General features: G+C 55.1%; 15 protein-coding genes. 10 read left to right on the forward strand and 5 right to left on the reverse strand.

Going from position 1 to position 13,891, the window contains the following annotated elements:
* Positions 1-4 precede the first annotated feature (4 nt).
* On the reverse strand, positions 5-1,465 hold the full coding sequence (locus RB2501_RS12185; protein WP_015755143.1) for a PorP/SprF family type IX secretion system membrane protein: 1,461 nt from the start codon (positions 1,463-1,465) through the stop codon (positions 5-7).
* A gap of 92 nt (positions 1,466-1,557) precedes the next feature.
* Between RB2501_RS12185 and RB2501_RS12190 the strand changes: the two genes are divergently transcribed.
* A complete protein-coding gene (locus RB2501_RS12190; RefSeq protein WP_015755144.1) occupies positions 1,558-2,106 on the forward strand; it encodes a SixA phosphatase family protein in 549 nt (182 codons plus the stop codon).
* A gap of 51 nt (positions 2,107-2,157) precedes the next feature.
* Here RB2501_RS12190 and RB2501_RS12195 read toward each other — a convergent pair whose 3' ends face one another.
* Positions 2,158-2,907 carry a DUF6503 family protein gene (locus tag RB2501_RS12195; RefSeq protein WP_015755145.1) on the reverse strand — a complete coding sequence of 250 codons (750 nt, stop codon included), beginning with the start codon at positions 2,905-2,907 and terminating at the stop codon, positions 2,158-2,160.
* Between the two features lie 106 nt (positions 2,908-3,013).
* Between RB2501_RS12195 and smpB the strand changes: the two genes are divergently transcribed.
* Positions 3,014-3,475 (forward strand): SsrA-binding protein SmpB, encoded by a 462-nt coding sequence (smpB, locus tag RB2501_RS12200; protein ID WP_015755146.1) that lies wholly within the window; start codon positions 3,014-3,016, stop codon positions 3,473-3,475.
* On the opposite strand, the gene RB2501_RS12205 is transcribed toward smpB, so the two are convergent.
* Positions 3,476-4,117, reverse strand: coding sequence for a protein-L-isoaspartate(D-aspartate) O-methyltransferase (locus RB2501_RS12205; RefSeq protein WP_015755147.1), 642 nt, complete (start codon positions 4,115-4,117; stop codon positions 3,476-3,478).
* A 147-nt stretch (positions 4,118-4,264) separates the two neighbouring features.
* On the opposite strand from RB2501_RS12205, the gene RB2501_RS12210 reads away from it, so the two are divergent.
* Genes RB2501_RS12210 through RB2501_RS12245 form a run of 8 tightly spaced genes read left to right on the forward strand, consistent with a single transcriptional unit; the run spans position 4,265 to position 11,513 of the window.
* The gene (locus RB2501_RS12210; protein WP_041327835.1) at positions 4,265-5,251 is read left to right on the forward strand and encodes a Gfo/Idh/MocA family protein; all 987 of its coding nucleotides are present in this window, start codon (positions 4,265-4,267) and stop codon (positions 5,249-5,251) included.
* A 15-nt stretch (positions 5,252-5,266) separates the two neighbouring features.
* Positions 5,267-6,154 (forward strand): 3-hydroxyacyl-CoA dehydrogenase family protein, encoded by an 888-nt coding sequence (locus RB2501_RS12215; protein ID WP_015755150.1) that lies wholly within the window; start codon positions 5,267-5,269, stop codon positions 6,152-6,154.
* A 4-nt stretch (positions 6,155-6,158) separates the two neighbouring features.
* Positions 6,159-7,394 (forward strand): DUF1015 domain-containing protein, encoded by a 1,236-nt coding sequence (locus RB2501_RS12220; protein WP_041327233.1) that lies wholly within the window; start codon positions 6,159-6,161, stop codon positions 7,392-7,394.
* A 48-nt stretch (positions 7,395-7,442) separates the two neighbouring features.
* Positions 7,443-8,096 carry a YggS family pyridoxal phosphate-dependent enzyme gene (locus tag RB2501_RS12225; RefSeq protein ID WP_041327836.1) on the forward strand — a complete coding sequence of 218 codons (654 nt, stop codon included), beginning with the start codon at positions 7,443-7,445 and terminating at the stop codon, positions 8,094-8,096.
* A 19-nt stretch (positions 8,097-8,115) separates the two neighbouring features.
* Positions 8,116-9,243 (forward strand): exonuclease domain-containing protein, encoded by a 1,128-nt coding sequence (locus RB2501_RS12230; RefSeq protein WP_015755153.1) that lies wholly within the window; start codon positions 8,116-8,118, stop codon positions 9,241-9,243.
* Complete coding sequence (locus RB2501_RS12235; protein WP_015755154.1) at positions 9,240-10,085, forward strand: ion transporter; 846 nt, start codon at positions 9,240-9,242, stop codon at positions 10,083-10,085. The genes RB2501_RS12230 and RB2501_RS12235 overlap by 4 nt, the downstream gene beginning before the upstream one ends.
* On the forward strand, positions 10,085-11,005 hold the full coding sequence (gene miaA, locus RB2501_RS12240; RefSeq protein ID WP_015755155.1) for a tRNA (adenosine(37)-N6)-dimethylallyltransferase MiaA: 921 nt from the start codon (positions 10,085-10,087) through the stop codon (positions 11,003-11,005). Before RB2501_RS12235 ends, miaA begins: the two co-directional genes overlap by 1 nt.
* Entirely contained in the window at positions 10,998-11,513 is a 516-nt protein-coding gene (locus tag RB2501_RS12245) for a gluconokinase (protein WP_015755156.1), read from the forward strand. The genes miaA and RB2501_RS12245 overlap by 8 nt, the downstream gene beginning before the upstream one ends.
* A 51-nt stretch (positions 11,514-11,564) precedes the next feature.
* Here the strand turns inward: RB2501_RS12245 and RB2501_RS12250 are convergent, their stop codons facing one another.
* Both RB2501_RS12250 and RB2501_RS12255 read right to left on the reverse strand, forming a co-directional pair.
* Positions 11,565-12,287 (reverse strand): response regulator transcription factor, encoded by a 723-nt coding sequence (locus tag RB2501_RS12250; protein WP_015755157.1) that lies wholly within the window; start codon positions 12,285-12,287, stop codon positions 11,565-11,567.
* 9 nt (positions 12,288-12,296) lie between these two features.
* A complete protein-coding gene (locus tag RB2501_RS12255) occupies positions 12,297-13,877 on the reverse strand; it encodes a sensor histidine kinase (RefSeq protein ID WP_041327234.1) in 1,581 nt (526 codons plus the stop codon).
* Between the last annotated feature and the right edge of the window lie 14 nt (positions 13,878-13,891).

A 13,891-nucleotide genomic window follows, 5' to 3' on the forward strand; every position in this document is an offset into this window, starting at 1 on the left:
GCTGTCAGCGGATCCTCAGGATCCACAGGTCGCCCTGGTACCTGCCTGAGAATTTGCTGTCCCTGGCCCGCCGGGCGGCTTCTATGGAATCGTACCTCCTCAGGAATACGTAATTGTATTTGTTGGAACTCCTGTAGAACGATCCGGGCTCCAATCCGGCATCCCGCAATTGCTTCATAAAGGCATCGTAATACCGCTTGGTGCCGAAGACATTGGCTATCAGGTAATAGCCGGGCTCCAGGTCGCCTTCCTGGGCGAGTTCCTCATACCGCTCTCCTTTCTCGGGCGTGACTTCCTCCTCCTGCAGGGCCAAAGCCCGCTCGGCTTCCTGGATGGAATCCTGCCTCCGCTGTTCGGCCAGGAGCTGCTCCTGGCGGCGTACGGTTTCCAGGGAATCCCGGCGCATCTCTGCCAGCCGGGTCGCTTCTGCCTCCCGGGCCAGTCTAAGGGAATCGGCCTCCACCAGTCGGGCTTCCTCTTCGGCCTGCCGGCGGGCAGCTTCGAGTTCGGCTTCCCGTTCCAGGTCTTCCTCCACATCGAATCCAACCACTTTCTTCCGCTTATCCGTCTTCCCGAAATCGTAGGAGGCCACAAATTCGTATGTGAGTCCGTCCGTTTCAGGGGCGTTGTCCGATGCAAATTCCACTACCCCCCCTACCGAGAGGTTTTGGAAAAAGCGTCCCCCCAACCCCAGGGAAGGTCCGTAAAAACTGTTATATCCGCCCTGCAACCAGTAACGCGTGGCGGAAAACGAGGCGTTGATACCGTATTGGGTGTCAAAACCCGGGATTTGCTTAAAGTACACCAGGGGTGTAAACCGGTTCGGGCTGGCCGCGGTGCCGCCTCCCGTATCGAATCCATATCGGGCCATCCCCATAACGACCTTCTGGTCGTTCTCGGAAACGGCGCCCCGGTAGTTGAAGCTGTAATCAAACAGGTTTTCGAATGCCATTCCCACACCGAAATCCCCCACATTCAGGGTGAATCCCGGCATCACCTGGATGATAAAATCCGTATTGTCGTCCGGAAACGGCAAAATGGGTTCCTGGAGGATTCCGCTGTCATCCGATAGTTTCTGGCTATAGGCAAAGAGGTTCGTACCGAATGCCAGGTTGATGGACTCGGTAAAGGGGATACTGAAGGCAAAGTTTACAAAACCTCCCGTTTGCTGGAAAATCTGTGTGTTATGCTGAAGGAAACCGCCTGAAAACGCCATATCGCTCTGCCGGTTGCCATACTGCAGCAGCAAGGTCGTGGGATCGGCGTCCGGGGTCTGCCATTGCCAACGGGACCAGGTACTGATCCGGTGTTGGGCCTGCTGGTCGAGGCTCAGGGTCGGGTTAAACAGGTTGGGGGCAACCAGCAACAGGTTCTGTTGCCGGAAATCCGGGGGCAGGGGTTCCTGTTGTCCGAAAACCGTAGCAGCAGCCATTACCAGCACGAAGGACGTGATGCTTTTTACCATAGCGCAAAGCGATTAAAGGTAACGATATACTATATTTGGTGAAATACAGTTAAATTCAGTGGGGAAGACAAATTTACACAAACCGTGTCATTATGAAAATAAATAACTGCCTTATCCTCCTAATGGCCCTGATGCTCGGGCTTTCATGCAAGGATGATCCGCAAACGGCAACGATGGACCCCGCGCCGGGAGAAGTCACTACTTTTTACCTGATCCGCCATGCTGAGAAAGATCGCAGCAACCCGCAGGATGCGGATCCGGAATTGACACAAAAGGGGCTCGGCAGGGCCATGCACTGGGCAGAAATCCTCAATGAAGTTTCCCTGGATGCCATCTATACCACGGATTACGAACGCACGTCCATGACGGCCGCCCCGGCTTCCGTCAAACAAGATATCACGGTACAATATTACGACCCCGAGTCCCTGGATGCCGAAGCCTTTAAAACGGAGCATGCAGGGCAGAATGTCCTGATTGTGGGCCACAGCAATACCACGCCCGACCTGGCCAACCGCTTACTGGGCGAAGACCGCTTTTCCCCGATGGACGATACCGATAACGGCTCCTTATTCATCGTACAGGTAGTGGGAAGCCAGTCCACGGCTACCCGATTGGTATTCAATTGCAACTGCCCAAAATAACCAGCCCGGGGTTCCTTTAGTGCGCCAGGACCTAATACAACCGGCGCCTTATCAGAAAGTATCCGGGTCCACCCGTACATCCTCCAGCTCAATCACCGAAAGCAACTCCAGTTTCCCGGCTGTGTAAAGACTGTCGATGGCTGCAATGGGGGCGGCTACCAGCGGTTTATAGTTCCGGTAGTCCTGAAAGCGGATACCCCCCACTGAGCGGTCGTTATAGGCCACGCGGAATCGCTGCCCGCCCCCGTCAGTATGGTATTCATAGGCCAGGTAGTCCGGTCGGAAAGTCTCCGTATGGAACCAGTAGATAAAAACATCCTCGAAATCCTCTCCCCCGCCTTCCTGGTCAAAGGTGACCCGGATTTTATAATACATGGAATCTTCCAGCTTTACCCTGCCCAATAGTTCCTTGTTCACAGCCCGGTCATTCAGGCCGTATGGCAGGTAGGCAAAATAGTGGACGGAGTTTACCGAGTTCGCCAGCCGGTTGCTGGTGGTGTCCGGCAGGATCTGCAAGGTGTCGTTTACCAGCCGTTGGAACGCATTGCCAATTTTGCTGTCCGTGATCACAGCCGTGTCTGTGGTGGTAATCCTGCGCAATACCCGTTTCCCGTTTTCACGAAAGGAGACGTAGTCCCGATCCCTGAAGGCGAATTGAATCGCACTCTCCCGATAGCGGTCACCCCCCGCTACTTCGATGGCACGGTCGACGATTTCCTGTGCGGAGAGATCCGCCTGGGCCTTCTCTCCCCGGCATCCCATAATCATAACAGGTATCAGTATCAAAAAGACATATTTCATATTCACGATATTTAAAGACTACAAAAATGATGAATTCCATCGATTGGTCCCGGGATTCCACTTAAAATAACAGTTTAGCCGCATTTTTCTTTTAATTTTGGGGGCCATGCAGAAACAGATCAACATCAAGAACCGCCGGGCCCGATTCGATTACGAATTGCTGGACACCTACGTAGCGGGTATCGTCCTTGCCGGTACGGAGATCAAATCGATCCGCCAGGGCAAGGCATCCATCGCCGAGGGATTTTGTGAATTCAACGAGGACGGGGAACTGTTTGTGATCAACATGCAGGTAGATGAGTACAGCCACGGGTCCCATTTCAACCACCAGCCCAAGGCTGCCCGAAAACTCCTGCTCAACAAACAGGAACTGGGCAAACTGCACAAGGCGGTAAAAACGAGCGGGAATACGATCATCCCCCTGAACCTGTTTATCAACGACCGCGGCCTGGCCAAACTCCGGATCGCCCTGGCCCGTGGTAAAAAACAATACGATAAACGGGACACCATCAGAGCCCGGGAATCCAAACGGCAGCTCGACCGCGTCAAAAAAGCTTTTAATTCCTGATCAGCCCTTGTCCTCCAGCATCGGGACAAAGCGGAATGCCCCTCCTGCCTGCCTTTCGAATTTTGTTTTGGAGGCGCGGCGGATAAGCATCATCGTCTGGTCTTCCTCCCCTACCGGCACCACCATCCGGCCGCCTATGGCCAGCTGGGAAAGCAATTCCCGGGGTACCATCGGGGCACCGGCCGTTACGATAATCCCGTCAAAGGGGGCCTCTTCGGGGAGGCCTTTGTAACCGTCGCCAAAGACAAACTTTTTGGGCCGGTACCCCATACGCCTGAAAAAAAGGTTCGTTTTTTTAAAGAGCTCCAATTGCCTTTCGATGGTGTAGACCCGGAGCCTCAAATGCAGCAGGACCGCCGTCTGGTAGCCGCTGCCGGTTCCGATCTCCAATACCTTGTCTCCGGGTTTCAAGCCCAGCAGAGAAGTTTGGTAAGCCACAGTATAAGGTTGGGAAATCGTTTGGCCCGCCGCTATGGGGAACGCTTTGTCCTGGTAGGCGTGGTCCTCAAAACTGCTGTCCATGAAGAGGTGCCTGGGAACGGCGCGAATGGCGTCCAGGACCGCCTTGTCCTCTATGCCTTTAGCGGCTACTGCCCCGGCCAGTTGGTTCCTCTTCCCACGGTGCTTTAAGGTATCCTTCAAGTTTGTCGGTTTTGCGCTAAGTTAGAAAAATAACAGGAGCTTCCCGACCGGGATTTCGTCAGATTTGGCGTTGAAGAGCCCAAGAAAAACCAGCCGGCCCGCTCTGTCTCCCAAACTATGTTTATTTTTGGGAAAAACCTCAAGGATATGATTAAAGCCGGCGTCTTGGGAGCGGGACATTTGGGAAAAATTCACCTGCGCCTGCTCGGGGAATCCCCCCGATACGAACTCGTCGGGTTTTACGATCCGGACCTCGTGCGGGGCAAGCAGGTTTCGGAGGAATTCGGGATCCGGTATTTCGACAATATGGGCGAATTGATTGACGCCGTGGACATGGTGGATATCGTCACCCCCACGCTTTCGCACTACGATTGCGCCTCCCGGGCCATCCGGGAAGGCCGGCATGTATTTATTGAGAAACCCGTAACCCATACTTACGAAGAAGCGCAGGAGTTGATGGAATTGGTGGAAGCCCGGGGCGTAAAGGCCCAGGTAGGCCATGTAGAGCGTTTTAACCCGGCGTTCACAGCAGTTGCAGATGCCATCGACTCCCCCATGTTCATCGAGACGCATCGCCTGGCAGAATTCAACCCCAGGGGCACCGACGTGCCGGTAGTACTGGATTTGATGATACACGATATCGATATCATCCTGAGCGTTGTCCGGTCTCCGGTTCGCGATATCCGGGCAAGCGGCGTTTCCGTTATCAGCAAGTCCCCGGACATTGCCAACGCGCGGATTGCCTTTGAAAACGGCTGTGTTGCCAACCTCACTGCCAGTCGGATTTCCCTGAAGAATATGCGGAAATCGCGGTTCTTCCAGCGGGATGCCTATATATCGGTGGACTTTTTGGAACGTAAAGTAGAAGTGGTCAAAATGAAAGACGCCCCCTCCTCCCCCGGGGAGTTCGATATGATCCTGCAAAACGCGGAAGGGGAGAAGAAACAGATTTATTTTGAAAACCCGGAAATCCGCGCAAATAATGCCATCCTGGACGAACTGGAAACGTTTGCCACGGCCATCGAAACCGGTGGCGACCCGGTGGTTTCCCTGAAGGACGGCGCCCGGGCGCTGGACGTGGCCCTCCGGGTGATCCGGGCTTTCGACGAGCCCGCCCGCGTGGAACCCTCTTAAAAAACAATACCTGAAATGAAGAACATATCAGTGGTAGGCGCCGGTACGATGGGCAACGGAATTGCCCATGTCTTTGCGCAACACGATTACAATGTCCAACTCATCGATATCTCGGAGGATAGCCTGCAAAAGGGCATGGAAACCATTGAGCGGAACCTCCGGCGCATGGTGGCCAAAGGGACTATCGAATCCGAAAGCGTCCAGGCGACGCTGGGGAATATCCAGACCCATACCTCCCTCTCCGAAGGGGTTGCAGGGGCCGACCTGGTGGTGGAAGCAGCGACGGAAAATGCCGGGCTGAAGATGGATGTTTTCAGGGAATTGGATGCCTCGGCCCCGGAAGATGCGATCCTGGCCAGCAACACTTCTTCAATCTCCATAACGGAAATCGCGGCGGCTACCGGCCGGCCCGAAAAGGTGATCGGCATGCACTTTATGAACCCGGTGCCCCTTATGCAGCTCGTGGAGGTCATCCGCGGGTACAGCACGAGCGATGCGGTAACCCGCGCGGTATTGGACCTCTCCGTGAAATTGGGTAAAACCCCCACCGAGGTCAATGATTGCCCGGGCTTTGTTGCAAACCGCATCCTGATGCCCATGATCAACGAAGCGATTGAATCCCTGTATACGGGCGTGGCCGGGGTGCAGGAAATCGACACGGTGATGAAACTCGGGATGGGCCACCCGATGGGCCCCCTCCAACTGGCCGATTTTATCGGATTGGATGTGTGCCTGTCCATCCTGGACGTACTGAGCGACGGTTTTCGGATCCCCAAATACGCGGCCTGCCCGCTCCTGAGAAAAATGGTCACCGCCGGGAAACTCGGGGTAAAATCCGGGGAAGGCTTTTACGACTATTCCGAGTCGCGGAAAGCCGAACGCGTATCCCGGCAGTTCAGCTGATCCGATGCCAGAAGCACTCCCTTTTGCAGCCATCCGACCTGCCGTAGACAAGGCCCCATTCGTGGTTTCCCGCTCCTGGGACGATTACCCGCCGAGGGACCGGACGGCCGAAATGCGCGCCAACCCGTTCTCCTTCCTGCATATCATCGACCCGGGTTTTAAATTCAACACCCCGCTGAAAGGCAGCCGGCGCCATGAGATGGTCCGCAACCGGTACCTGGAATTTCTGGAAGAAGGTATCCTCGTAAAGGAGAGCCAGCCCTGTTATTACATCTATGAGAGTTCGCGCCCCGGGTTTACCTGTCGGGGAATTTTTTGTGCCACACCCACTTCCCGATACCGGGACGGCAGCATCCGCCGGCACGAAGACACCATCCGCCGGCGGGAGGTGTTATTTGCGGATTACCTGGAACAGGTGCGATTTAACGCGGAACCCGTCCTGCTCACCTACCCGGACAACCCGGCGGTGGACGCTGAAACAGCCGCTATCTGCCGTGGAAAACCCCTGTACCATTTTACCACACCGGACCGGGTGGAACACCGGATGTGGGTGGTGCGGGACGAATCCCGGATTCGCGCCATCCGGGAGGCCTTTGCGGGTATCCCCGTGGTATATATCGCAGACGGCCACCACCGGAGCGCCTCCTCCGACCTGCTGGCGCGGAGGCTGCAGGAAAACAACCCGGATCATCACGGCAAGGAGCCCTACAACTATTTCATGAGCTATCTGATCCCGGAGTCCCAGGTGCGTATCCGGGCCTTCCACCGGGTGCTGACCGACCTCGGCGATTTGCAACCTGCCGATATCCTGCTGCAACTCGATGCGGCATTCCGGATTCGGCCCCTGGGAACCCAACCATACGAGCCGACCCGAAAACACGTATTCTCCATGTACCTGGATGGCGCCTTTTACGAGCTGCATTTGCGCAAATCGGCCCGGCCCCGGGAATCCGCCCTGGACAACCTGGATGTCTGCCTCCTGAACGAGAAGGTACTCAAACCGGTTTTCGGCATTACCGATCCGCGCCGGGACCGGCGGCTCCAGTATCGGTGCTGGGAGCACCCGGCACTGGAACTCAAAGCAGCGGTGGACAGCGGGCTGTTCGCTGTGGGCTTCGGGTTGGTACCCGTGAGTATGGAGGAAATCCGGAATGTGGCGGACAGCGGGCAGACCATGCCGCCTAAAAGCACCTTTTTGGAACCTAAATTACGCAGTGGCCTGACTATTTATGATATTTGAACCCAGAGAAGCACTGTGAAAATTTAAATCCAGAGAAGCACCATGTCCATGGAAATAGCGAAAAGACTTGCGGAACTGAAGGAATCCCTGCCGGATGGCGTTACCCTGGTGGCCGTGTCCAAAACCAAGGACGATTCGGCCATCATGGAGGCGTACGAGGCAGGGCATCGCGTTTTCGGCGAGAACCGGGTACAGGAACTCACGGCCAAGTACGAACGCCTCCCCAAGGACATCCAATGGCATATGATCGGGCACCTGCAACGCAACAAGGTAAAGTACCTCGCGCCGTTTGTCAGCCTGATCCAGGGGGTGGACAGCCCGCGCCTGTTACGTGAAATCGACAAACGCGGCCGACAGGCCGGTCGGGTCATCGACTGCCTGCTGCAGGTACATATCGCCGAGGAGGACAGCAAATTTGGCTTCGACCGGGAGGAACTCGAGGAGTTGCTCGCAGGCGGGTCGCTCAGGGAGATGGAACATGTACGGGTTCGCGGGATGATGGGCATGGCGACATTTACGGATAATACCGCCCAGGTACGCCGGGAATTTGCCAGTTTAAAAGCATTGTACGACAGGTGGCTGGAAGCCGACCCCCGGGCAGACATCCTTTCCATGGGGATGAGCGGGGACTACCGCATTGCCCTGGAGGAGGGAAGCAACATGGTCCGGATCGGAAGCAGTATCTTTGGCGCCAGGGATTAACAGTAAAAGAACAGGGATTTTGACGTACGCCGTACTCGACATAGAAACCACCGGGGGAAAATTTGACGAAGAAGGGATTACCGAAATCGCTATCCACCGCTTTGACGGCCATGAGGTGGTGGATACTTTTATCAGCCTGATCAACCCGGAACGCCCAATCCAGCCTTATGTTCAGAAACTCACCGGCATCGACCCGAAAATGGTGCAGACCGCCCCGCGATTCCACCAGGTTGCCAAGCGGATAGTTGAAATTACGCGCGACAGCGTGCTGGTAGCCCACAACGCCCAGTTCGACTACCGGATCCTGCGTACGGAATTCAGGCGGCTCGGGTATAATTTCGAGCGGAAAACCCTGTGTACGGTCGATTTGTCCCAGCGGCTGATCCCCGATGCGGAATCGCACAGCCTGGGCAAACTCGTCCGGTCGCTCGGCATCCCGGTCAGCAATCGCCACCGGGCCAACGGGGACGCCCTGGCTACCTTGAAATTATTGCAACACCTGCTGGATCGGGATACCGGCAAGACCATCACCTCGGAGGTGATCCGTGCAGAAACCCTTGGGGAACTCTCCAACCGCCAACTCCGATTTGTGGAGGAGGCCCCGGATTCCGTGGGCGTTTATTACCTGTACGATAAAGATGGCAACCTGTTGTACCTGGATGGAACGCGCGACATGAAACGCAGCCTGAACCGGCACTTTACCGGGGAGAGCCCGCATTCCAGAGCACTGCGGAAACTGACCCGCGAGGTGCGTTTCGAAAAAACCGGAAGCGAATTGATCGCCAGGCTGAAGGCATTTGCCGAGGTCCGGGAAAACAAACCGTCCTACCGACCCAGGAAAAAAGGCCGGCAGGTGACCCCCGGGACGGCCCTCCATATCAACGGGGACCGGTTTCCCCTTGGGGAATGCGATTTATTGCTGGTGGATACCGGGAGGTCCGAGGGAGAGCGTGCCGCAGTTCGCATCGGACAGGAAGGCGTAAAAGGCATGGGGTACTTTGGGCTGAACCATCAAATCAATAATATTCCTATCTTAGAGAATCTGTTGACCCCAATTGCCGACCCCCGGGGCGGTTTGGGCATTGTTGCCGCCTACCTGAAGGATCAGAAGGTCCTGCGGATTGTAGAACTCAACGAATCCTCTTGAAAGACTCCGACAACAATTTCGGCTGGAAGCGCAAGCTCCACGAAATCATCTACGAAGCCGACACCCCGGAAGGGAAATGGTTTGACCTGATCCTGTTTGCGGTGATCATCCTGAGTGTGCTCCTGGTTATGCTGGAAAGCGTCGCGGAATTCGACGCCAAGTACCACCGGGAGTTGCTGGCGCTGGAATGGGTAGTGACGATATTTTTTACCATCGAATACATTGCCCGGGTGGTGTGCATCCGGAAGCCAACCAGCTATATTTTCAGTTTTTACGGCATCATCGATTTCCTCTCCACCATCCCCCTGTATGTTTCCTATATATTTGCCGGCTCCCAGGTACTGCTGGCCGTTAGGGCCCTGCGCCTGCTGCGTATTTTCCGGATCCTGAAACTCGTGCAGTTTATCGGGGAGGCCTCCCAGCTGAAATCTGCCTTGAAGGCGAGCCGGGCCAAGATCTTTGTCTTTATCTATGCGGTATTGATCCTCTCCGTGATCCTGGGCACCATCATGTACATGATCGAAGGGGACGAAGCCGGCTTCACGAGCATCCCGCGCAGCATTTACTGGACGATAGTCACGCTCACCACGGTGGGATTCGGGGATATTACCCCCCAGACAACACTGGGCCAGCTGATCGCCACGATCATTATGGTGCTGGGATATGGCATCATTGCGGTCCCCACAGGCATCGTGACGGTGGAGTACGGCAGACAGAAGCGGGAAGGAACGGCCTCCAAAGAGCCGGTTGTCCACCTGAATACCCAATCCTGCCCTGACTGCGCCGTCGGGGGACACCGGGACGGGGCGGAATTCTGCTTTAATTGCGGGGCCCGGTTGTGATGGGAAAGGTGCTGATCTCCATCGGCGGCCCTACCGGTATCGGCAAGACCACCTGGGCCATCGGCCTGGCCCGGCATTACCGGGCCGAGATCCTCTCCGCGGATTCCCGGCAGTTCTACAGGGAAATCCCCATCGGGACCGCCAGCCCGACATTGTCTGAACAGGAACAGGCGCCCCACCACTTCGTAGGACACCTCTCCGTACACGATACCTATTCCGTCGGGGACTTCCGGCGGGATGCCCTGGAACGCCTCCGGAACCTGTTTAAAACCCATGATATAGCAATCCTTGTCGGGGGGAGCGGCCTCTACCTGGATGCGGTAACACGCGGACTGGACGAATTCCCGGAGGTGGAAGCCAGGATCCGCCGGGAACTCAATGCGCTTTGGCAGGATCAGGGCCTGGGGGCCCTGCAGGAGATGCTGCGCGAAAAAGACCCCGAGTATTATTCCGCGGTAGACCGGCAAAATCCGCACCGGCTGATCCGCGCCCTGGAGGTATGCCTGGTTGCCGGTCGGCCTTACAGTTCATTCCTGGGCAAACGAAAGGCCCCGGAATTTTTCAAAACGATTCGCCTGGGTATCGATGCCCCTAGGGAAACGGTTTACCGCAGGATTGAACAGCGGGTGCAGGCCATGGTGAAAGCGGGCCTGGAAGCCGAAGCCCGGTCGCTCTACCCCTACCGGGACCTCAATGCACTGCAAACGGTGGGGTATCAGGAATTTTTTGCATATTTCGATGGGAAATACGACCGGGATACCGCCCTGGAGGAAATTGCCAAAAACACGCGGCGCTTTGCGAAAAGACAGCTGACGTGGTTCCGGAAAGATCCCGAAATCCATTGGATCCCCTATGATGCCCCCCTGGACCAGGCCATTGAATATATTGACGCACAAATGAAAAATCTGCGCCATGGATAGCAGCCAACCGGACATATTTATCGTAATGGGGGTTTCCGCCTGCGGCAAAACCACCCTGGGAAAGGCCCTGGCAGCCGAACTGGAGTGTCCGTTTTTCGATGGGGACGACTTCCACCCGCCGGAAAATATCGTGAAAATGAAGGCCGAAGAACCCCTGGGCGATTCGGACCGGGAAGGCTGGCTGAAAGCCCTCAATGCGCTGGCCCGCAAACATACGGGCTCGGGAGGGGCAGTGATCGCTTGTTCGGCCCTGAAAGAAAAGTACCGGGACTGGCTCAGGGAGGGGTTGGCACCTGGGAAAATTTGCTGGGTGGTACTAACCGGCACCTTTGACGCCATCCTGGAGCGCATTCAGGCCCGTGCCGACCACTACATGCCCCCTGCTCTGCTCCGCAGCCAATTTGCGGACCTGGAAGTACCCGATTACGGAATCCACCTTCCGGCCTACGGAATGCCAACCGAAGAAATGGTCCGTCGGGTTTCGGCCCATATTAAAACGAACCGATAATACGGATATCCGGGCAGGCTGGGCGTACCGCAGCCCACCACAGCCAGCGGGCTATTCGGATTTTTCAGAATCGGTCTTGACTACCAGGCGGAAGCCTTCCCCGTGGATGTTGAGGATTTCCACGCTATCGTCTTTCTTGAGGTATTTGCGCAGCTTGGCAATGTAAACGTCCATGCTCCGCGATGTGAAATAGTTGTCGTCCCGCCAGATTTTGGTCAGGGCGAGTTCCCGGGGCATCAGGTCGTTTTCGTGCAGGGCCAGGAGCCGCAGCAATTCATTTTCCTTGGGGGAGAGCTTGGTGGGCTCCTCGTCTTTGTACTTGAGGAACCGCAATTTGGAATTCAGGTGGAAATCCCCGAAATCAAATTCAAATTGCTTGCTGTCCGCCAGGCTGTTGGAGGCTTTCCTCTGCAGGATCGCCTTGAGTTTCACGAGCAGGACTTCCGAATCAAACGGCTTGTTCAGGTAGTCGTCTGCACCTGCCTTATATCCTTTCAGCACATCTTCCTTCATGGTTTTGGCGGTGAGGAAAATAATCGGAATGTGGTCGTTTTTCTCGCGGATCTCCTTGGCCAGCGTAAATCCGTCCTTATAGGGCATCATCACATCCAGGATGCAAACGTCAAAAGGCTCCTTTTTAAACTTCTCGAAGCCCTCCATACCGTTTTTAGCCAGGGTAACGTCAAAATCATTCATCGAAAGGTAATCCTTCAGGACGATGCCGAAGTTCGGGTCGTCTTCCACCAAAAGAATCTTTTTATTCTCTGTTTCCATACTCGCTTGTTAAATTAGTGGGAGTTTGATATAAAAAGTGCTTCCTTTTCCTTTTTCACTTTCCGCATACACCTCTCCCTGGTGATCCTCTACTATTTTCTTGACGTAGGCCAATCCCAGCCCATGCCCTTTTACATTATGTATATCCCCGGTGTGTTCCCGGTAAAATTTTTCAAAAATCCGCTTTAAAACGGCTTTGGACATTCCCGCCCCCTGGTCCTGTACCCGGATCAGGATTGCGTTGTTGGCCACCTCCGTATACACGTCGATCTTGGGGGCCTCCGGCGAATATTTCACCGCATTGTCCAGTATATTAACCATCACGTTGCCAAAGTGCATTTCATTGGCCAAAACCTCCGAGCGCTCCGCGTCCAGGTGCGCCTTTACATACCCGCCACGGTCCAGGACAATCAGTTCCACATGGGTAATTGCCTGCCGGATCAGGTCGTGCACGTCTACCCGTTCCTTGCTGATATCCAGCTGATTCTTTTCGAGTTTCGATATGCGCAGCACGTTTTCCACCTGGGCGTGCATTCGTTTATTCTCGTCCCGGATCATCTGCAGGTACCGGTTGACTTTTTCCCGGTCATCCATGATTTTCGGATTCTTGATGGCTTCCACGGCCAGGTTGATGGTCGCTATCGGCGTTTTGAACTCGTGGGTCATGTTGTTGATGAAATCCGATTTGATCTCAGAAATCTGTTTCTGCCGGATGAGCTGGTAGATGGCGCTCGCATAGGCCACCATAATGATCAGCGTAAAGAGCAGCGATAACCCCGCCATACTCAGCACCGAATTGAGCAGGAACTTTTTCTTTCTGGGGAAGGACAACAGCAGGGCGTATTCCGTATTGCCCTCGATGTCCCGGAAGAGCGGCGCCTTGTAATAGTTTTCCCGGTCGTATTTGTATTTCCTGGAGCGGACCTTGGTAGGCAACCCCCGGCTGTAGACCCCGTATTCATAATCGATATCCAGGTTCCGGTCTGCGAGTTCCCGGTCCAGCAGAAGTTCGATTTCCTGCCGGCTCACCCGTTCGTGTATCGGGACTTTTTCCGCGTATTCCCGGTAGATATCGTCAAAGGCCACTTTGTCCAGGATCGGGATACCGCCCACTTTCTCCCATTTCTCAACCGGGTTGTAGCGGTAGGCTTTCCCGTCCAGGCCGTATTCTTCCTTGAAGACCGCGCGGGTTCTTCGGCTCGTATAACTCTTGATGGTGGTGGTATCTGTTATCGTACCACTGTCAAAGAACGTGGAGGCAATGTCGTAATCCTCTTCGAGGATGCCGTGGGAATAGAAGGTAATCTCATTGGAGTTCAGGTCCCGGTCGATAAAGAAAATGTTGCTCCAATGGGCGCTTTTCAATTCGCCGATACTGTCCTTGAGCGTCAGGAACCGGTCCGAGTAATCCTTGATTTCCCGCTCTTCGATCTGGTCCGTCACCTTCGACAGGATTTCCGTGACCACATTCGAGAACTGTTCTTCCTTATCCTCTACCGAACTCTTGATCCAATAGAGTTGAACTGCAATAATCCCTATGAGCGAAAGGCTCATCAGAATGACGAGCAGCACAAATAATCTCCTATTCATCGTCCTGGTAAAAG

Source organism: Robiginitalea biformata HTCC2501 (assembly GCF_000024125.1).
GTDB classification, from domain to species: domain Bacteria; phylum Bacteroidota; class Bacteroidia; order Flavobacteriales; family Flavobacteriaceae; genus Robiginitalea; species Robiginitalea biformata.